Origin of the sequence: Streptomyces sp. S.PNR 29 (assembly GCF_030386795.1) — a bacterium.
Classification (GTDB): Bacteria; Actinomycetota; Actinomycetes; order Streptomycetales; family Streptomycetaceae; genus Streptomyces.
Genome location: NZ_JANUQM010000005.1, coordinates 510,623 through 528,820 on the forward strand (window position 1 = coordinate 510,623; position 18,198 = coordinate 528,820).

Sequence of the window (18,198 nt, forward strand, 5' to 3'; positions counted from 1 at the left end):
CGTCATCTCGGCAGGTCTTGCCCACCCCGGTTTGGCGAGCACCCCGTCCGGACCGCAGTGAAAGCGGCTACCCGCGTGGCGGTGCCGTACTGCCCCGGATCACGAGCTGCGTCGGTACGACGACGTCGTGTTCGGTCTCCTCGCCGCGCAGGATGTTCAGGAGCATCCGCCCGGCCAGTTCACCCTGCTCACGGACCGGCTGCCGCACAGTCGTCAGGTCGGTCAGCTCGGCCACGGGATGGTCGTCGATGCCGATCACGGACATGTCGTCCGGGATGCGCAGACCCGCCCGTCGCAGGGTACGGATGGCGCCGAGGGCGACCTCGTCAGAGTGGGCGTAGACAGCGGTGGGCGGCTCGGGCTGGCTGAGGAGTTTGGCCATGGCGTCGGCACCCTGGTCGCCGCCCCAGTCGACGGTGGCGACGAGGCGTTCGTCCACCGGGATGCCCGCGTCGCGCAGGGCGGCGTAGTAGGCGTTGGAGCGGCCGGAGGGCTGTACCTCGTCGGGCTGGTCGGGGTCGACGGCAGCGATCATCGCGATGCGACGGTGGCCGAGGAAGAGCAGATGGTCCATGGCCTGCCGGCCCGCGGTCTCGTCATCGATGGACACGTTCGGGTAGGGCGCGTGCTGCCCGCCCGCGGCGATGATCGTGACGCCCATCAGCTCCAGGCGGCGCTGTTCCTCCTCCCCGACGGGGAAGGCCAGGACGACGACGGCGTCGACCTTGCGGCGCGCGGGCAGGCGGTGGAAGAAGTCGTGGCGGTCCTCGATGCCGTCGACGTGGTAGAGCAGCACGTCGAGGTCGGCCGCGCGCAGCACCGACTCCAGCCCCTCCAGCAGCGCCGCGAAAAACCAGCGGGAGATGTGCGGTACGACCACAGCGACCCGGCCGGTGGCACCGCCGGCCAGGCGGGACGCCTCGGGGGAGACGACGTAGGAGAGCTCCTCGGCGACCGCGAGGACGCGGCGCCGGGTGGCTTCTGAGACGCCGTAGTCGTTGTTGAGTGCGCGTGAGGCGGTAGCCATCGAGACGCCCGCCGCGCGGGCCACGTCGGCCATGTTGATCTTCTGGGAGCTCTGCGCCATGCCGGAAGGCTAACCCACAACCGGAGAAGTTCGGAAACGCTTCCGAAATCTTCGGAAGAGCTTCCGAGCCCCTCGGTAGCGTCAGTTACTCCCCGTACGGACATCTCATCGTTTTGGCACGTCAAATGTATGTTGCGGGTTCGTTACTTGACAGACCTGCTCGGCCACCTCAGTCTTTCGGCAACGGAAACGCTTCCGAAACGACCTTCGCACTTCCTTGTGGCCCGGTCGGGGAAGCACGCCGACCTCGGTCTGCCGACCGTGCCCTGGAACGGCAGCCGCATGGATGCGAGGAGGCATCATGCCTGAGCAGCACCCCACCTCCCCCGTCAGAACCGCGGTCCGCCGCCTGCGCGCCCCACTGGTGGCCGTCGCCGCAGCGTCCGCGCTGGTCACGCTGGCGGCGTGCAGCGCACCCGGCTCCGGATCGGATTCCGGATCGGCGGCGAACGCGACGCCGACCGCCGTCAACACCGCCGTCGCCGACACCCCGGCGACCCTGACCCTGTTCTCGGCGGCCGGCCTGCAGACGTACGAGCAGGGCCTGGCGGACGCCTTCATGGCCAAGTACCCGAAGATCAAGGTGAAGCTGAGGGTGGAGGCGGACAACAACTACAACACCGTCCTGCCGAGGCTGCTGGCCTCCGACTCCACGCCGGACCTCGTCCAGCCCTACGACCTCCTCGGCGGCGTCAAGGACAACCTGCTCACCAACCTCGACGCCTACGACAAGGCGTACGGCTGGAGTTCGAAGGTCCCCGCCTCCGCGCTGGCGCCCGGACGGGTGTCGAACGGTGCGGTCGGCGGCGGTTCGCTGTATCAGGCGGGCGGTTCCGCGGGGCCGCTGGTCGGTGTCTTCTACAACAAGGAGCTGGCCGCGAAGGTCGGCATGAAGACCGTGCCCGCCTCGATCGCGGATCTCGAGGCCGTCATGGCCAGGGCGAAGGAGTCCGGGATCACTCCGATCGTCGCCTCCAACCAGGACGGCCTGATCGGCCACCTGTACAACCTGCTGCTGGGCGACTACATGGGCGCCGAAAAGCTCAGCGACATCGTGTACCACCAGCCGGGCGCCACCCTGGACACCCCGGAGGCGGTCAAGGCCACCGAGACGCTCCAGAAGTGGATCAAGGCCGGCTACTTCGCCTCCGATGTCAACGCCATCAACCAGGAGGCGTCGTACGGGCAGTTCACGGGCGGCAAGGGCCTGTTCTTCTTCCAGGGCAGCTGGATCACGCAGACCATCGACAAGAACTTCAAGGGCAAGTACGGCGTCTTCCCGATGCCGCCGGCCACCGAGGACGGCGCGTACGCGTGCATGACCAGCAACACCCTCGCCTTCTCGATCGCCGCGCGCTCCAAGAACAAGGACGCCGCCGCGCTGTTCCTGAACTTCCTCACCACCCCCGAGGCCGCGAAGGTCGCCGTCAAGAACGGCTACGCCGCGCTGACTTCCGGGACGGCCGCCCCGGCCAAGCCATCACTGTCCGGCACGCTGACGGAGCAGATCCAGGCCGGTTACGCCGCCATCGCCGCCGACAACGGCTTTGACAGCTGGCTGCAGAACGCCGCCCCGGCCGTCAACACCAAGCTGACCCAGCAGCTCCAGCTGCTGGTCTCCGGCAAGGTCGAGCCCGCCGCGATGGTCAAGAGCCTCCAGTCCACCTACGCCGACGCACTGAAGAGCAGCTGAGCCCCATGCCTTCCACCACCCGACCGACGACGAAGGGTGCGGCCGCCCGGGGCCACCGCAGGCTCCGGGCGAGGCGGTGGGCCGGCTGGCTCTTCGCCCTCCCCGCCCTCGCCTTCTACGGCGTCTTCAACTTCCGCCCGGTCCTGATGTCGATCCAGTACTCCTTCTACGACTGGGACGGCGTTGGCGCCTCCACCTGGGTGGGCCTGAAGAACTACACCGAGGTCTTCACGGACAACGAGCAGTTCTCCTCCCTGCTCCACGCCTTCTACCTGATTCTTTTCTTCACCGTCCTGCCGGTGACCATCGCCCTGATCACCGCCTCCGTCCTACGGCAGATGCAAGGCCGCTTCACCGGAGCACTGGCCCGCACGCTCCTGTTTCTGCCGCAGATCATCCCCGGCGCCGCCGCCGGCGTCGCCTGGACGTGGATGTACTCCGACAACGGCGTGGTCAACCAACTCCTGCGCGCCGTCGGTCTCGACGACATCGCCCGCCCCTGGCTCGCCGACTTCACCTGGGCCCTGACCGCGGTCGGCTTCATCGGCACCTGGCTCTCCACCGGACTGTGCACGATGCTCCTGCTGGCCGGCATCGGAAAGATCGACAACAGCCTGTACGAGGCGGCCCGCATCGACGGCGCAGGCCCCATCCGTCAGTTCCTGTCCGTCACCCTGCCCGGCCTGCGCAACGAGATCGGTGTCTGCGTCACCATCACGATCATCGCCGCCCTCGCCAGCTTCGACGTCGTCTACCTCTCCACCCAGGGCGGCCCCGGCACCCAGACCATGGTCCCCGGCGTCGCCGTCTACAACCTGGCCTTCAACGACGCCCGCCTCGGCGCGGCCTCCGCCCTCGCCGTCGTCCTCGCCCTCGTCGTGATCGCCGTCGTCGTCCCGCTCCAGCGCCTGTTCCGGGAGAAGTAGTCCGATGCCCGAACGCACGCAGACCATACGGAACTTGCGCCGCCGCGCCCCCGGACTCATCCTCATCACGGCCGCCGCGCTCTACTCCGTCGTCCCGCTCCTGAGCATGGTCAGCGCGGCCCTCGCGCCCCAGGGCACGTTCCCCTCCGGACTGAGCTGGCCGTCCGACCCGCACTGGCACAACTTCGTCGACGCCTGGAACGTCGCCAACATCACGACGTTGCTGAAGTCCAGCACGCTCATCGTGCTCGGCGTCGTCCCGGTCGCGGTCCTGATCGCGACGATGGCCGCATACGCGATCGCCGTACTGGAGATCCCGCTGGGCGGCGTCTTCTACACCGTCCTGGTCCTGACACTGACCCTTCCGTACGAGATCGTGATCGTTCCCCTTTACGAACAGACCAGGGCCATGGGCCTGTTGGGCACGCAATGGGCGCTGATCCTCCCTCTCATCGGGATGAACATGCCGTTCGCGGTGTTCTGGATGCGGGCCCACTTCGTCGGCGTACCGAAGGAGTTGTCCGAGGCGGCGGGCATGGACGGCGCCGGCCCCTGGCGCGCCCTGTTCCACATCCACCTGCCCCTCGCTCGCCCCGCGATCGCCTCCCTGGCGCTGCTGATGTTCCTGTCCACCTGGAACCAGTTCCTGCTCGCCCTGGTGCTCATCGACGACCCCAACAAGCGAACCATGGCCGGCGCTCTTCAGGCGTTCACCACGAAATACAGCACCGACCAGGTCCTGCTGAATGCCGGCGCCCTGCTGATCATGGCACCCACGATCCTCGTGTTCCTTGTCCTGCAACGCCACTTCGTCAAGGCGCTGCTCCAGGGCTCGGTCAAGGGCTGACCACCACCCCCACCCCTCTCTCTTCAGAACAGTCAGGACCGAGTACATGACCCACGACTCCTGGTGGCGCTCCGCAGCCATCTACCAGGTCTACATACGCAGCTTCGCCGACGGTGACGGCGACGGAACCGGCGACATCGCCGGCCTGCGCTCACGTCTGCAGTACCTGGCCTACCTCGGTGTGGACGCGATCTGGATCAACCCCTGGTACCCGTCCCCGCTGGCCGACGGCGGCTACGACGTCTCCGACTACCGTGACATCCACCCCGCGTACGGCACGCTCGATGAGGCGAAGCATCTGATCAGCGAAGCCCACCAGCTGGGCCTGCGCGTGATCCTCGACATCGTCCCCAACCACACCTCCAACCAGCACGCCTGGTTCCGGCAGGCGTTGGCAGCGGCGCCCGGCTCGCCGGAGCGGGAGCGGTACTTCTTCCGCGACGGCCGAGGCGAAGACGGCTCCCTGCCCCCGAACGACTGGCACGCCGCCTTCGGTGGCCCCACCTGGACCCGCACCGACGACGGCCAGTGGTACCTCCACCTCTTCGCCCCCGAACAACCCGACCTGAACTGGGACAACCCCGAGGTCCGTGCCGAGTTCGAGTCCGTCCTGCGCTTCTGGTTCGACCTCGGCGTCGACGGCTTCCGCATCGACGTCGCCCACGGCATGGTCAAGGACCCCGCCCTCCCCGACCTCGGCCTGACGGAGTTCTCCGTCCTCGCCCGCGAAGGCCAGGACAACCACCCGCACTGGGACCGCGACGGCGTCCACGACATCTTCCGCAGCTGGCGCGCCATCGCCGACAGCTACCCCGACCGCCGCGTCTTCGTCGCCGAGGCCCACGTCCGCCCCGGCCGCATGCCCGACTACCTGCGCCCCGACGAACTGCACACCGCCTTCAACTTCGACTTCCTCAAATGCCCACTGGAAGCCGACAAGCTGAGGCAGGTCATCGACCGCACGATCACCGATCTGTCGACGGTCGGCGCCCCCTCCACCTGGGTCCTGTCCAACCACGACGAAACCCGCCACGTCACCCGCTACGGCCGCGCCTACACCGGCGTCACCACCCCGATGCGCGACCAGCGCCACCCCACCGACCTCGCCCTCGGCACCCGGCGCGCCCGCGCAGCAGCCCTGCTGATGCTGGCCCTGCCGGGAGGCGCGTACATCTACCAAGGGGAAGAACTGGGCCTGTACGAGGTCGAAGACCTCCCGGAAGAAGTCCTGCAGGACCCCACCTGGGAACGCTCAGGACACACGATCCGCGGCCGAGACGGCTGCCGCGTCCCCCTCCCCTGGACCGGCGACACCCCGCCCTTCGGCTTCAGCACCTCCGCCGCCGCCCCCTGGCTGCCCCAGCCCGAAGACTGGAAGTCCTACACCGCCGAGGCCAACCAGGCCGACAGCGCCTCCATGCTCCAGCTCTACCGCGCCGCCCTCCGCCTGCGCCGCACCGAACCCGGCCTGCGCGGCGAGGAGTTCCGCTGGCTGGACAGCCCGCAGGGCACGCTGCTCTTCGAACGGGGCAACGGCCTGCTGTGCGCGGTGAACCTGTCCGACCAGCCCGTCCCCCTCCCCGTCGGCCACAGCCCCCTCCTCGTCTCGGGGCCGCTGGACGGTGGCAGCCTGCTGCCCACGGACACCACCGCCTGGCTGCACCGGGGCTGACCTCACCCCAATCCACCAGGGCCTGTCCGGTGTACCTCCCCGCCGACCGGACGGGCCCTGGTCCCATTGCGGGAGCCATCCGGGTGGGGCGGCGCCACGGCCTGCTGGTGGGCCGGCACCGGCGGCGCACCTGGGAACTGCCCGGCGGGACCGTGGAGCCCGGCGAATCCCTGCCCGAGGCAGCCGTCCGCGAACTCGCCGAGGAAACCCGGCTGACCGCCCGGTCGGCCGACGTGCGCCTGCTCGGCACGCTCCTCGACCGCGTCGACGACGTCGTCCGCATCACCGTGGGCGCCGTCGTCACGGCCTGGCACGGAACGCCCACCGACCAGCCCGGCGAAAGCGTCGGCGACTGGCGTTGGTGACCGCTGGACGCCCTGCCGCCGGACCTGTTCGAGTGCAGCGCACGGATCCTCACCGCCTGGCGTCCCGACCTGCCCATCGACCACCCGACGGCCCACTTCGTCCCTTTCGCCGGCCCGCCGCCGGCCGCGCCTCGGTGACGAGCCGCCATGTGCGTCAGCCGCGCACCAGCCGGATCATGTTCCAGGACATCGGTTCGAGTCCGGCGCGCAGGACGCTCTCCGTGACCGTGGTACCGGTCGCGGGGTGCGGGGCGACGCGGTTCTGGTGGTCCAGGGTGTTACGTGCCTCGGGGTCGGCGTCGGCCAGGACCAGGTGCTCGGCCACGGTGTGGGCCTCGACCCCGCGCAGGTCGATCTCCAGCGGCAGGGCGGTGCGCCGGCCCCGGTTGACGGCGAAGACGGATGTATGTCAGCTACATCAAAGGTGTGCCGGACCGCTGGGACGGCGCCGGGTGGCGTATGTGGTACAAGGACGAGGCCCACGGCTCGCACACATGGGCCGCGGACTCGGCCGATCTGTACGACTGGCAGGTGCGGGGCCCGGTACTGGAGCACCGGCCGCACGAGGGGCCCAACGTCTCCGCGCTGGACGGCCGTTACTGGATGATCGTGGACTGCTGGGACGGCCAGGACGTCTTCCGCTCCACCGATCTCGACGAGTGGGTCCCGGCAGGCCGCGTCCTCAACGGGTCCGGCACCCGCAGGGACGACCAGGGCGTGGGGCACCACGCCGACGTCGTCGCGGGGCCCGACGCGGCCTGGGTCTTCTACTTCACCCACCCCCAGCGGGACGCGGTTCCCGCGCAGGGCCACGGCCCGGGACCGCGCCGCTCCGTGGTCCAGCCGGCCCGGATCACCGCCGACGGCGACCGGTTGCTGCTCGGCCGCGACACCGTGGCGTTCCACGGGCTGCCCCGACCCTGACCCGCGCGCCCGGGGCCGGCGCCCGCGAGCCGGCCCCGGCTGGTGCACGAACCTTGCCGACCCCGGGGTGGGCGGCAAGCGTGGAAGCACTTTCACGCGGCCTCGTCGGGCACCTGACACGAGGGAGCCTGCATTCCGGCGGCATCGTCCGCTACCCCGCCCTCAGCCGCGGCGCCTTCACCGGATGGGTCACGGGCCGGGGGCCCGCCCGGCGTGTCCGTCAGTCCGCTCGGTCGGCAGCGGTGGGATGCTACCCGTCAGCGCCAGGTCCCGGTACCACAGGGCGCTGTCCTTCGGCGTACGGCGTTGGGTCGCGTAGTCGACGTGGACGATGCCGAAGCGCTTGGAGTACCCGTATCCCCACTCGAAGTTGTCCATCAGCGACCACACGAAGTACCCGCGCAGATCGACGCCCGCGGCGAGAGCCCGGTGGGCGGCGAAGAGGTGGCTGCGGAGGTAGTCGATGCGCTCGGGGTCGTGGACGGCGTAGGTGCCGTCGGGGCGGGCGGAGAGGTGGTCGTCGAAGGCCGCCCCGTTCTCGGTGATGACCAGGGGCTGGTTCGGGTACCGGGTGTGCAGGTCGAGGAGGAGTTCTTCGAGGCCCGCGGGGTCGATGTTCCAGCCCATGGCGGTGTGCGGGCCCTCCTGTTCGAGGAACTCGACGTGGGGCGAGCCGGGCCAGGGCGAGCCGCCCATGTCCTTGTGGCCGTCGTGGTTCTGACGTGGGGTCTCGCCGTCCCAGAGGCGGACGGCGGTGGTGGCGTAGTAGTTGACGCCGAGCAGGTCCAAGGGCTGGTGGATCTGGGTGAGGTCGCCGTCCTGGACGAACGCCCAGTCGGTGACGGCGGCGGTGTCCTCGATCAGGTCCTCCGGGTACCGCCCGCGCAGCAGGGGTTCGGTGAACGAACGGTTGGCCAGCGCGTCGATGCGGCGCACGGCCTCCTCGGCACCGGCGCCCCTGCCCCGCAGCACATGGAAGTTGAGGGTGATGGAGTACTGCGGTGTGTTGGTGGTGACCGCCTTGAGCTGTTGAACCGCCAGTCCGTGGGCGAGGTTGAGGTGATGGACCGCCGTCAGCGCCGCGGCGCCGTCGGTGCGGCCCGGGGCGTGGGCCCCGGATCCGTAGCCGAGGTAGGCGGAGCACCACGGTTCGTTCAGAGTGGTCCAGACCGCGATGCGATCGCCGAGGGCTTCGCCGACGACACGGGCGTAGTCGGCGAAGGCGTGGGCGGTGGTGCGGTTCGTCCAGCCGCCGGTGTCTTCGAGGGCCTGAGGCAGGTCCCAGTGGTAGAGGGTGGCCACAGGGGTGATGCCCCGGTCGAGAAGGCCGTCGACCAGGCGGCGGTAGAAATCCAGCCCCTTGGGATTGGCCTGGCCCCGGCCGGTGGGCTGGATGCGCGACCAGGCGATGGAGAACCGGTAGGCCCGCAGGCCCAGGGACGCCATGAGATCGAGGTCTTCGTCGAGGCGGTGATAGTGGTCGGCGGCCACGTCACCGGTGTCCCCGTTCCATGTCTTGCCCGGGGTGTGGGAGAAGGTGTCCCAGATGGAAGGACCGCGACCGTCCTCGGTGGCGGCGCCTTCGATCTGGTAGGCGGCGGTCGCGGAGCCGAGGAGGAAGTGGGCGGGTAAGGCCAGGGGTTCGGAGGGCTCCTGCCAGGCTGTCGGCATGCACGTCTCTCTCTGTGTGTCGTGGGGCCGGCCCGCACGGGGCCGCTCGATGATCAGCACGCTCTACTGCCACGTTGCGGTGTCGGGGTCGATGCCGTGGGCGCGCGCGCTGGCGTCGACGATGCGACGGAACCACGTGGCAAGGCCGGCGCGGATGCCGTCGTAGTGGGCGGCAAATGCCGGATCGGCCTCATACATGCGGCCGAGACAGACCTGCATCCGCCTGGTGAGGGGAAAGTAGGAGGCGAAGACGTCGCGGTGCCGCTCGACGAGTTGGTTCGCTTCCGGGCTGCCAGGTGCGACGCCGGCGTCCATCGCATCCCCGAGGGCGCGGTCCAGGTCGGCAATGGTGTCGGCGATGGCCTGCCATTCCTCCGGACCGCGAGAGGCTGAGCGTTCGGCGTACTGCCGCCACTGCGGCGTGTCGCCATAACGCCGACGTGCCTCGGCGGGCCAGTCCGGGTTCCACTGGGGGCCGAAGATCGCGGCCTGCTGCTCGACGGTCAGCAGCAGGCCGCGCTCGTGGGCGTCGATCATCCGATCCAGTCCGGCGCCGAGCCGCTGGAGGCGGTCGATCCGTTCAGCGACCTGGGTGCGCTGCGCGCGCAATGCGCCGGACACGTCCGCGGTCGAGTCGTCCAGGATGACCCGGATCCTGTCCAGGCCGAGCCCGAGCTCGCGGTAGACGACGATGCGGTGCAGGCGTTCCAGATCACCGGTGGTGTAGAGCCGGTATCCGGCAGCCGTGCGCAGCGACGGTCGGGCCAGACCGATCTCGTCCCAGTGGTGCAGCGCGCGGACGGTCACACCCAGCCGCGTCGAGACCTGACCGACGGTCAGGCCATCGGCGTCGGTGGCATCAGGCATGCTCCTCATTGTCGCCGCGACCGACGCCCGGTGGGGTGATACCGACGGCTTCAAGGTTCCGCGCCTCCTGACTGGCCGGATCGAAGGGCTTCGCCGCAGTGAAAACGACCCGTGCGTTCTCGGGGGTGATCACCGTCACATCGCGGGTGTTCCAGGGAGTGTCCCGTGGGCCGTCGACCGAGTCCGGGCGCAACGCACGACAGGACTCGACAAGGGGATCGACCTGGCTGAGCACGCACGCGAAACTGAGGCTCATCGCCGGTGCCTGCTCGGGAACGCTCGCCGCCAGGACGAGGAGCACGTCCTGGAACGCCCACCGGCGCAGATGCACCAGCCTGCCGGGGATGCTGAACAGCTCGAAGAAACCGAGCCCGCGAATCCAGAAGTCCACCGACGCCGCCAGATCGCTCGTGGGGATCGTCGCGAAGGCGGGCATTCCATAGATGCCGCGGAACGGCTCCGGCGGAACCGTGTCCGGGCCCGGAGCGGGCACGGGGCTCATCTCGAACGCGTTGTAGTAGTCGCTCATGCACCCCACCCTTCAGCCTCACGCAACGTGAGGGTCAAGCCGAGTCCTTCCTGGAGCGGATCAGCTGTAGAAGTTCTTCTGCCAGCGGTGCTCGGCCAGCAGCTTGAGCTCCTCGGCGGTCAGCGGGGGCGCGTCGGCGATCGCCGCGTTGCGTTCCACGTTCGTCAGTGACCGCATCCCGACGATGACCGTGGAGACGGCCTGCCCGGCGAGCGCGAACCGCAGGGCGGTGGACGCGAGCTCCTCGACGCCGATCCCCAGGTCGGCGAGGAGCGCGTCCACGCGCTGTTCGACCTGGGTGGGCCGGTCGTCCCGGAAGTACCAGTTGCGCCAGTCGCCCTCGGGGAAGGTGACGCCCGCCCGGATCGAGCCCGTCAGGGCCCCCTCGTCGAGTGCCACCCGCCCGATCACACCGACCCCGTACTCCTCACAGGCAGGCAGCAGGGCGTCGGACGGGGCCTGCTCGAAGATGTTGTAGATGACCTGGACCGCGTCCAGCACCCCGGTGCGCAGCACCGTGAGCACGTTCTCGGGCTGGTGGTCCTTGACCGAGATCCCGAAGAACCTGATCTTGCCCTCCTGCTTGAGGGCGTCCACCGTCTCCAGCCAGTCGCCGCGGCCGGTCCACTCGTCCTCCCAGGTGTGCAGCTGAAGGAGATCGACGTGGTCGCGGCCCAGTTCACGCAGGCTGGTCTCCAGGCTCTCGCGCAGGTGCGAGCCGGGGAAGGCCGCCATGGGGTCGAGTCCGCTGGGCGACAGAGGGACCGGGACCTTCGGCCCGACCTTCGTCGCCACATGCACGCCGTCCCCGCCGCCCGGGAGCTCCCTGAGCGCACGGCCCACGATGCGCTCGCTGCGGTCGTACGCCCTGGCGGTGTCGATGAAGGTGACGCCCAGGTCGACAGCGCGGTGCAGGGCGCGTACGCCGGAGTCGTCGTCGGCGCCGACCCAGGCACCCTGGCCCAGTCCCCAGGCCCCGTAACCGATCTCGGACACGGTCAGTCCGGTGCGGCCGAGTTCCCGATAACGCATGTGCTGTTCGTTCTCCCGGTGACGCCCCCTGGTGGGGGCCGCTTCCGTGCGCTGCCTGCCGGCACCGCGCCTTGTCCGCACGACGCTACAGACGGTGGCACGCGGGCGACAGCACGGCCGGGACGGCGAAACTTTCGAATCGGCGACGCGTTTCGGGATTCCGCGCGGCGGGGCGGTGCTGTGCCGTACGGCGAGTTCCGGCGTGAGGTATCAGAGATCGCCATCTCAGACGGGTTCCTCGGTGATAGCCTCCAAAAAATCTTCATTCCTACGAGCTCAGGGGCGGGCGGCCGGCCCGGCTGCCGCCTTGCGGGAGGTGCCCTCGTGGCAGCCAGCCGTCTTTTAAAGGAGGAGCTGCACGCCAGCATCTCCGACCCGGTGCTCGACACGATGAATTTCCTCAACGGAATCACCCACCGTTATCCGGAGGCGATTTCCTTCGCCCCAGGCCGCCCGTACGACGATTTCTTCGAACCCTGTCGCTGACGGCCCGTCATGAGCTCCTCGAACTCGCCGCCCGGGAGGACATCCTCCTGCTGGAGGACAGCCCGTACCGCATGGTCAGTCCCGGACCGCAGGTGCCCACCCTGAATTCCCTGGACCGCGAGCGCCGGGTCGTCCACCTCGGCTCGTACTCCAAGACCCTGTTCCCCGGCGCACGCGTCGGCTTCGCCGTCGCCGACCAGGACGTCGTCGACCGGGACGGCAGCACCGGGCTGCTGGTGGACGAGATCACCAAGATCAAAAGGTGACGGTGAACACCTCAGCACTCGGCCAGGCCGCGGTGGGCGGAATGCTGCTGGCCGCCGACGGCCGCACGGCGGACCTCAACGTCGAGACCTCCCGTTACTACGGCGACGCGATGCGGGCCATCCTGCGCGAGCTCGCCGATGCCTTTCCCGAGCCGGAGCGCACCGCGCTCGGGGTGCGCTGGAACCAGCCCACCGGAGGTTTCTTCCTCACCGTGGACGTTCCGTTCCGCGCGGACAACTCCGCACTGCAACGCTCGGCGGAGGAATTCGGCGTCATCTGGACGCCCATGTCCTACTTCTATCCGCGGGGCGGTGGGGACAATACGCTCCGCCTGTCCATCAGCTATCTGACGCAGTCCGAGATCGTGGACGGCGTCAAACGACTGGCCCGTTTCATCAGGGAAGAAACGGCCGCTCAGCCCGAGTGACCCCTCACGAGAAAGCCGTCCAGCCGTCGGCTGTCCATCGCAACGCCTCCTGCCTCAGCGTTCGAAGACCACGCGTCCGTCGAACACGGTGAGATCCACCTGGGCCTCGGTGATGTCGTGCGGGTCGAGATCCAGCAGTGGGCGGTCCAGGACGCACAGGTCGGCGGCCTTGGCCGGCTCGATGGTGCCCTTCCAGTGGTCGGCGAAGTCCTGCCACGCCGGGGTGGCGGTGTAGGCGCGCAGGGCGTCGGCGAGGGGCACGCGCTGGCCGGGGCCGCTGGGCCGGCCGCTGGCCTTGGACTCGCGGAGCATCATCGAGGCCACGCCCTGGCGCCAGTCGGGCTCGGTGATCGGCGCGTCGGAACTGGCGCAGACCCGCACGCCCGCGTCGAGCGCGGAGCGCACCGGCCACTGGTAGGCCGAGCGTTCGGGGCCGACGACCTCGTCCATCAGGTCGGAGATGGTCCACTTGATGGCGGGGTTCATGTTGACGCCGTAGCCGTGCGCGGCGAGCTCGGCCAGGCTGCCGGGGCTGATGAAGTCGCCGTGAATGACGTAGTGCCGGGCGTCGGGGCGCGGCGCGGCCGTGTTCGCGGAGACGAAGGCGTCCACGACCGTGTCGATGGCCCGGTCGCCGGTGACGTGCACGCCGAGCTGGAAACCGGCCTCGTGCGCGACGCGGATCATCTCGCGCAGTTCGTCCACCTGGAGCGCGGGGGTGTCGCCGTGCACGCACAGGGCTCCGTGGCCGCCCTCCCGGTACGGCTCGCTCATCCACGCCGTGCGGTTGGGCGGCACGCCGTCGCCGAAGATCTTGACGCCGATGGCCCGTAGCAGCCGGGGGTCGCAGGACTCGGGACGGCGCAGTTCCGCCAGGCCCTTGCGGACGTCGTCGGCGGAGCCGCCCATCGGGGCCGGGAGCAGCAGGACACTGACGCGGGCCTCCAGCAGGCCCTCGGTGGCGAGTTCGGCGTACGCCGTCCAGTTGTCGGTGCTCAGACCGCCGAAGAGGGTGCCGGTGCCGCCGGGGCCGAGGCCGGGTTCGGTGTAGCTGGTGATCCCGCGGGAGTGGAGTTCGCGGATGACGCCCTGGATGGCCTGGCGGCGCTGCGCGATCGTCGGGGAGGGGAGCGCGGCCTGGACCAGGCGCTGGGCGGCCTCGCGCAGGATGCCGGTGGGCTCGCCGTCGGCGTCGCGGTCGATGACGCCGCCGGGCGGGGGCGTGGTGTGTGCGTCGATGCCGCACTGGCGCAGCGCCTCGCTGTTGGCCCACACCATGTGCGAGGAGAAGTCGGTCAGGCAGACGGGGTGGTCCGGTGCCACCGCGTCCAGATCCCTGCGGTGCGGGAAGCGGCGCGGGTCGGCCAGGCATTCGGCGAGGTAACCGGGGTCCCAGCCCAGTCCGATGATCCAGGCGCCCGGCCGTGCCTCCCGCGCCGCGCGCCCCACGGCCCGGGCGATGCCGGCGATCGAACTCACCGCCGGGTGGCCGACGTCGATGGCGAAGGGCGGTTTCGTCATCCCGTACGCGGCCCCGTGCAGATGCGAGTCGTTGATGCCGGGCAGGACGGTCCGGCCGCCCAGTTCGACGACCCGGGTGCCGGGTCCGGCCAGGGCGCGCATCTCCGCGTCGGTGCCGACGGCGACGATGTCCCGGCCGCGCACGGCCACGCCTTCGGCGACAGTGAAGCCGCGGTCGACGGTGAGGACCTGACCGCCGGTCAGGACGAGGGTGGGAGGGGTGTCGCTCACGGGAGACCTCTTTCCGATGAGGGGGTCATCGCCCCGGACGGGGCGCGAAGTACGCCAGTGCCGCACCGGCGACCAGGGCGGTGCCCTGGGCCATCTGCTGCCAGAACGTCGGCACGTTCAGCAGAGTCAGTCCGTTCTGCAGGCCGCCGAGGAACAGCACGCCGAGCAGGACGCCGAGGATCGAGCCGGAGCCACCGGTCAGCGCGACCCCGCCGAGCAGCACGGCGGTGAGCACGGTCAGCTCGAAACCGGCGCCCGAGGTCCCGGCGACCACGCTGTCCAGCACCGACGCCTTGATCGCCCCGGCGAGAGCCGCGGCCACGCCCGTGGCCACGAACAGCGCGAACGGCGTACGGCGGATGTCGATGCCGGACAGGTGGGCGGCCTCCCGGTTGACGCCGATGGCGAAGACGTGCCGCCCGGCGGGGGTGAGCGCCAGGAACAGCGCGCCCGCGGCCAGCACCACCGCCGCGATGACGACCGGCGCGGCGATCCCGGCGATCCGCGCCCCGCCGAGCCACGCGAACCCGGATCCGAAGCCGCTCAACGGCAGCGGGAACAGCTGCTGCGCGAGTCCTCGCACGGCCGTCAGCATACCGAGCGTGACGATGAACGCCGACAGGCCGAAGCAACAGCACAGGACACCGTTCACCGCGCCCACCGCCGCCCCGGCGGCCAGCGCCCCCAGCACGGCCACGACGGGGGGATGGCCGTCACCCGCCAGCCGGCCCGCGACCAGCCCGCCCACGGCGAGCGTGGAGCCGACCGACAGGTCGAGGTAGCCGCTGATGACGAGCAGGGCCAGCGGTACGGCGACGATGGCCAGGGTGGCGGCGTCGGTGGCGATGCCGCTCAGGTTGGCCGGGTCGAGGAAGCTGCCCGTGGACAGCTGGAAGCCCAGCACCATCACGGCCAGGACGGCGATCAGCGGATGGCGGCGTACGGTGGTCAGGCCGCCCGTGACCAGGACGCGCGGTCTCGTGAGGGCGGGGTCGGCGGTGGTCATGCTGCTCCTTCGGCGGGCACGGTGTCATGGACGGCGGACAGCAGGGCCTGTTCGGTGAGGCCGGTCCCGGAGAGCTCGCCGACGATCCGGCCTCCGGCGACGATCAGGCAGCGGTCGGCGAGCGCGACGGCCTCCTCCGGATCGCTGGAGGCGAACAGCACGGCCGTGCCCCGCTCGGCCGCGAGTGCGGACACCACCCGGTAGATCTCCTGGCGGGCGTCGACGTCGACGCCCTGGGTCGGCTCGTCCAGCAGCAGCACGTCGAGGTGCCGGGCCTCGTTGATCCACCGGCCGAGGACGAGCTTTTGCTGGTTGCCGCCGGAGAACGCGCCCGCCGGCAGCCCGGGACGCGCGGGCCGCAGCCCGACCGCCGCGGCCAGCGCCTCGAACACCCGCCGCTCGGCGCCCAGCGCCCGCACCCCGTACCGGGCCAGCGGGCGGACGGCCGGCAGCAGCGCGTTGTCCTGCGCGGACAGCGACGGGAACAGACCCTGTGCGCGCCGGTCGGCCGGTACGAGGGCGATCCCGGCGGCCAGCGCCTCGGCGGGCCGGGCCGGGGCGACGGTGCGGTGGCCGACCCGGACGGTTCCGGCGGAGGCACGGCGTCGGCCGTACAGGGTTTCCAGGATCCGCGTACGGCCGGAGCCGATGAGGCCGTAGAGGCCGACGCGTTCGCCCGCGGCGACGGTGAGGCCGACGGGGCCGAAGCCGGGGCCGCGCAAGCCGTCGACGGTGAGGCGGGGCGCGGCCGGAGGGCGTTCGCGCCCGGGCGGAAGTTCTCGCGCGTCAGCCGTCGGCCCGTCACCCGTCAGTCCTTCACCTCCCCCGGCCGGACCGCCCGGCGGTGCATGGCGCTGTCCGGGGCCGCGCGCACTGCGCGGTGCGGGGCCAGTCGGCCGGCCCGCGATCGCCTCGACCAGCCCGCGGCGCGTCCGGCCGGCCATCGGTGCGTGGTGGGCGACCCGGCCGTCCCGCAGGACGGTCACCTCGTCCGCCAGGCGCTCCACTTCCGACAGCAGGTGGGTGACGTAGACGACGGCGAGTCCCTGGGTGCGCAGGTCCTCGACCCGTTCGGCCAGGGCGTCGGCCTCCGCTTTGGACAGGGCGGCGGTGGGTTCGTCCAGGACCAGCACGGAGGCGCTGCGGCTGAGGGCCTTGGCGATCTCCACCAGCTGGCGCTGCCCCATGGGCAGGTCGGCCACCCGGTCGCGCGGCGAGCACTTGGCCGCGACCCGCCGGAGCAGCCCGGCGGCGACCTCTTCCTGAGCGCGCCGGTCGATGCGGCCGTAGCGGGTCCACTCCTGTCCGAGGAAGATGTTCTCCGCCACCGTCAGAGCGTCGACCACGCTGAGCGTCTGGAAGATGATCGCCACGCCCGCCGCGATCGACTCGCGCGGGCTGAGCCGGCTGTACGACGCGCCGCCCACCTCGATCGTGCCCGCGTCCGGCGGGTGGGCGCCGCCCAGGCACTTGATGAGGGTGGACTTGCCGGCGCCGTTGTGGCCGAGCAGGGCGTGGACCTGACCCATCGGCACGGTCAGGTCCACGCCGTCCAGGGCCCGGACCCCGCCGAAGGACTTGGTCAGCCCCCGGATGCGCAGGCCCGGCGCCGTCATGAGGTGCCCTGGGCGTTCTGGGCGAGCAGGTCGTCGATGCGCGCGGTGTCGTCGTGCTGGACGAGCGTGATCGGCACCTGGGCGCTGGGATCGGCCTTGCCGGCGGCGACCGCGCGCGGTACGTCCACGATGGCGGCCGCGATGTCCTTGGGCGCGAGGGCGGCGGAGGCCCGGTAGAAGGTGCCCTGCTTGACGGCGAGGAGGGAGGGTGCCGAGCCGTCCTGGCCGCCGACGAAGGTCTTCGCGTCGTCCTTGGCGCGGCCCGCCTGCTGGAGGGCCTTGAAGCCGCCGTACGCGGCGGCGTCCGTGACGCCGAGGACGATGTTGAGGTCGGGGTGCTTGGCGAGGATCGCCTTCGACTTGGACAGGCCGGTGTCGGGGTCGATGGCCTGCTCCCGCGCGACCACGTCGACGCCGGGCGCGGCCTTGGTGAAGGCGTCGATCATGCCCTCGGTGCGTTCGCGGCCCAGCTGAATGGTGCTGTCGGTGAGGAAGGCGATCTTGCCCTTGCCGCCCAGGTGCTGCTCGGCCCACTGGGCGGCGGCCTCGCCGAGGAGGGTGCCGCCCTGGCGGAAGCTGAACTGGATGTCGGCGCTCTGGTGCTGCAACGAGCCGCCGTACGTCACCCAGATCAGGCCGGCGTCCAGCGCCGCCTTGGCGATGGGCTCGGCGGCCTCGAAGACCATCGGGAACGACACGATCGCCGGGACCTTGCGGGCGACCCAGATGTTGAGGTTGCCGGCCTGGGTGTCGGCGCCGGCGTTGTCGCTCGTGGTCAGCAGGGAGATGCCGTGCTGCTCGGCCTGGGCGGTGGAGAGCTTCACCAGGGTGGAGTAGAGCGGGAGTTGGGTGAAGGGGTAGTCCAGGCCGATCTTCGTCAGGTGGGTGCCGCCGGAAGCCGAGGGCTTCGTCGAGGCGGCCGTGTTCTGTGGTGCCGAGCATCCGGCGACCGCGAGCGCGGTGGCGGCGGAGAGGGTGAGGAACTGTCTGCGTGAGGCGGCGTGGTGGGGTGGGGTCATGGCGGGGCTCTC

At 70.5% G+C, this 18,198-nt stretch carries 17 protein-coding genes and 2 pseudogenes; 9 read left to right on the forward strand and 10 right to left on the reverse strand.

What is annotated here, in order from left to right; all coding sequences use genetic code 11:
- Positions 1-67: 67 nt before the first annotated feature.
- Positions 68-1,087, reverse strand: coding sequence for a LacI family DNA-binding transcriptional regulator (locus tag NW895_RS17170; RefSeq protein WP_289936430.1), 1,020 nt, complete (start codon positions 1,085-1,087; stop codon positions 68-70).
- 301 nt (positions 1,088-1,388) lie between these two features.
- On the opposite strand from NW895_RS17170, the gene NW895_RS17175 reads away from it, so the two are divergent.
- The 5 genes and pseudogenes from NW895_RS17175 to NW895_RS17195 form a co-directional block, all read left to right on the forward strand.
- Positions 1,389-2,780, forward strand: a complete 1,392-nt coding sequence (locus tag NW895_RS17175) for an extracellular solute-binding protein (protein ID WP_289936431.1) — start codon at positions 1,389-1,391, stop codon at positions 2,778-2,780.
- 5 nt (positions 2,781-2,785) lie between these two features.
- Positions 2,786-3,706: a sugar ABC transporter permease gene (locus NW895_RS17180; RefSeq protein WP_289936432.1), complete on the forward strand. Its 921-nt coding sequence runs from the start codon at positions 2,786-2,788 to the stop codon at positions 3,704-3,706.
- A 4-nt stretch (positions 3,707-3,710) separates the two neighbouring features.
- Complete coding sequence (locus tag NW895_RS17185) at positions 3,711-4,553, forward strand: carbohydrate ABC transporter permease (protein WP_289936433.1); 843 nt, start codon at positions 3,711-3,713, stop codon at positions 4,551-4,553.
- A gap of 46 nt (positions 4,554-4,599) precedes the next feature.
- Positions 4,600-6,225, forward strand: a complete 1,626-nt coding sequence (locus NW895_RS17190; RefSeq protein WP_289936434.1) for a glycoside hydrolase family 13 protein — start codon at positions 4,600-4,602, stop codon at positions 6,223-6,225.
- A 71-nt stretch (positions 6,226-6,296) separates the two neighbouring features.
- Positions 6,297-6,728 (forward strand): annotated as a pseudogene (locus NW895_RS17195) (NUDIX domain-containing protein); the annotation flags it as partial.
- A 16-nt stretch (positions 6,729-6,744) separates the two neighbouring features.
- Here NW895_RS17195 and NW895_RS17200 read toward each other — a convergent pair.
- Positions 6,745-6,993: pseudogene (locus NW895_RS17200) on the reverse strand (alpha-L-arabinofuranosidase C-terminal domain-containing protein); the annotation flags it as partial.
- Between the two features lie 23 nt (positions 6,994-7,016).
- Here NW895_RS17200 and NW895_RS17205 point away from each other — a divergent pair.
- Positions 7,017-7,514: a hypothetical protein gene (locus NW895_RS17205; RefSeq protein ID WP_289936435.1), complete on the forward strand. Its 498-nt coding sequence runs from the start codon at positions 7,017-7,019 to the stop codon at positions 7,512-7,514.
- A gap of 189 nt (positions 7,515-7,703) precedes the next feature.
- On the opposite strand, the gene NW895_RS17210 is transcribed toward NW895_RS17205, so the two are convergent.
- The 4 genes from NW895_RS17210 to NW895_RS17225 form a co-directional block, all read right to left on the reverse strand.
- On the reverse strand, positions 7,704-9,185 hold the full coding sequence (locus NW895_RS17210) for a GH1 family beta-glucosidase (RefSeq protein ID WP_289936436.1): 1,482 nt from the start codon (positions 9,183-9,185) through the stop codon (positions 7,704-7,706).
- Positions 9,186-9,248: 63 nt separating this feature from the next.
- Positions 9,249-10,052 (reverse strand): MerR family transcriptional regulator, encoded by an 804-nt coding sequence (locus NW895_RS17215; protein ID WP_289936438.1) that lies wholly within the window; start codon positions 10,050-10,052, stop codon positions 9,249-9,251.
- Positions 10,045-10,581 carry a VOC family protein gene (locus tag NW895_RS17220; RefSeq protein WP_289936440.1) on the reverse strand — a complete coding sequence of 179 codons (537 nt, stop codon included), beginning with the start codon at positions 10,579-10,581 and terminating at the stop codon, positions 10,045-10,047. The genes NW895_RS17215 and NW895_RS17220 overlap by 8 nt, the downstream gene beginning before the upstream one ends.
- A 60-nt stretch (positions 10,582-10,641) precedes the next feature.
- Positions 10,642-11,613 (reverse strand): aldo/keto reductase, encoded by a 972-nt coding sequence (locus NW895_RS17225; RefSeq protein WP_289936442.1) that lies wholly within the window; start codon positions 11,611-11,613, stop codon positions 10,642-10,644.
- A 324-nt stretch (positions 11,614-11,937) separates the two neighbouring features.
- On the opposite strand from NW895_RS17225, the gene NW895_RS17230 reads away from it, so the two are divergent.
- From NW895_RS17230 to NW895_RS17240, 3 genes are all read left to right on the forward strand, one after another.
- A complete protein-coding gene (locus NW895_RS17230; RefSeq protein ID WP_289936444.1) occupies positions 11,938-12,099 on the forward strand; it encodes a hypothetical protein in 162 nt (53 codons plus the stop codon).
- Positions 12,100-12,170: 71 nt separating this feature from the next.
- Entirely contained in the window at positions 12,171-12,365 is a 195-nt protein-coding gene (locus NW895_RS17235) for a hypothetical protein (RefSeq protein ID WP_289936445.1), read from the forward strand.
- Positions 12,366-12,367: 2 nt separating this feature from the next.
- Positions 12,368-12,793 (forward strand): aminotransferase class I/II-fold pyridoxal phosphate-dependent enzyme, encoded by a 426-nt coding sequence (locus tag NW895_RS17240; RefSeq protein ID WP_289936446.1) that lies wholly within the window; start codon positions 12,368-12,370, stop codon positions 12,791-12,793.
- A gap of 54 nt (positions 12,794-12,847) precedes the next feature.
- On the opposite strand, the gene NW895_RS17245 is transcribed toward NW895_RS17240, so the two are convergent.
- From NW895_RS17245 to NW895_RS17260, 4 genes are read right to left on the reverse strand one after another with little or no spacing between them, the layout of a single operon-like run.
- Complete coding sequence (locus NW895_RS17245) at positions 12,848-14,545, reverse strand: amidohydrolase (RefSeq protein WP_289936448.1); 1,698 nt, start codon at positions 14,543-14,545, stop codon at positions 12,848-12,850.
- A gap of 25 nt (positions 14,546-14,570) precedes the next feature.
- Positions 14,571-15,551: an ABC transporter permease gene (locus NW895_RS17250; RefSeq protein ID WP_289936450.1), complete on the reverse strand. Its 981-nt coding sequence runs from the start codon at positions 15,549-15,551 to the stop codon at positions 14,571-14,573.
- Entirely contained in the window at positions 15,548-17,167 is a 1,620-nt protein-coding gene (locus NW895_RS17255; RefSeq protein ID WP_289936452.1) for a sugar ABC transporter ATP-binding protein, read from the reverse strand. The genes NW895_RS17250 and NW895_RS17255 overlap by 4 nt, the downstream gene beginning before the upstream one ends.
- Complete coding sequence (locus NW895_RS17260; RefSeq protein ID WP_289936455.1) at positions 17,164-18,186, reverse strand: sugar ABC transporter substrate-binding protein; 1,023 nt, start codon at positions 18,184-18,186, stop codon at positions 17,164-17,166. Before NW895_RS17260 ends, NW895_RS17255 begins: the two co-directional genes overlap by 4 nt.
- Positions 18,187-18,198 lie beyond the last annotated feature (12 nt).

Coding starts and splice junctions, on each gene's coding strand:
- NW895_RS17190 (WP_289936434.1), top strand. CDS start 4,600: ATGACCCACGACTCCTGGTGGCGCTCCGCAGCCATCTACCAGGTCTAC.
- NW895_RS17175 (WP_289936431.1), top strand. CDS start 1,389: ATGCCTGAGCAGCACCCCACCTCCCCCGTCAGAACCGCGGTCCGCCGC.
- NW895_RS17215 (WP_289936438.1), bottom strand. CDS start 10,052: ATGCCTGATGCCACCGACGCCGATGGCCTGACCGTCGGTCAGGTCTCG.
- NW895_RS17260 (WP_289936455.1), bottom strand. CDS start 18,186: ATGACCCCACCCCACCACGCCGCCTCACGCAGACAGTTCCTCACCCTC.
- NW895_RS17255 (WP_289936452.1), bottom strand. CDS start 17,167: ATGACGGCGCCGGGCCTGCGCATCCGGGGGCTGACCAAGTCCTTCGGC.
- NW895_RS17220 (WP_289936440.1), bottom strand. CDS start 10,581: ATGAGCGACTACTACAACGCGTTCGAGATGAGCCCCGTGCCCGCTCCG.
- NW895_RS17250 (WP_289936450.1), bottom strand. CDS start 15,551: ATGACCACCGCCGACCCCGCCCTCACGAGACCGCGCGTCCTGGTCACG.
- NW895_RS17210 (WP_289936436.1), bottom strand. CDS start 9,185: ATGCCGACAGCCTGGCAGGAGCCCTCCGAACCCCTGGCCTTACCCGCC.
- NW895_RS17185 (WP_289936433.1), top strand. CDS start 3,711: ATGCCCGAACGCACGCAGACCATACGGAACTTGCGCCGCCGCGCCCCC.
- NW895_RS17225 (WP_289936442.1), bottom strand. CDS start 11,613: ATGCGTTATCGGGAACTCGGCCGCACCGGACTGACCGTGTCCGAGATC.
- NW895_RS17180 (WP_289936432.1), top strand. CDS start 2,786: ATGCCTTCCACCACCCGACCGACGACGAAGGGTGCGGCCGCCCGGGGC.
- NW895_RS17170 (WP_289936430.1), bottom strand. CDS start 1,087: ATGGCGCAGAGCTCCCAGAAGATCAACATGGCCGACGTGGCCCGCGCG.
- NW895_RS17235 (WP_289936445.1), top strand. CDS start 12,171: ATGGTCAGTCCCGGACCGCAGGTGCCCACCCTGAATTCCCTGGACCGC.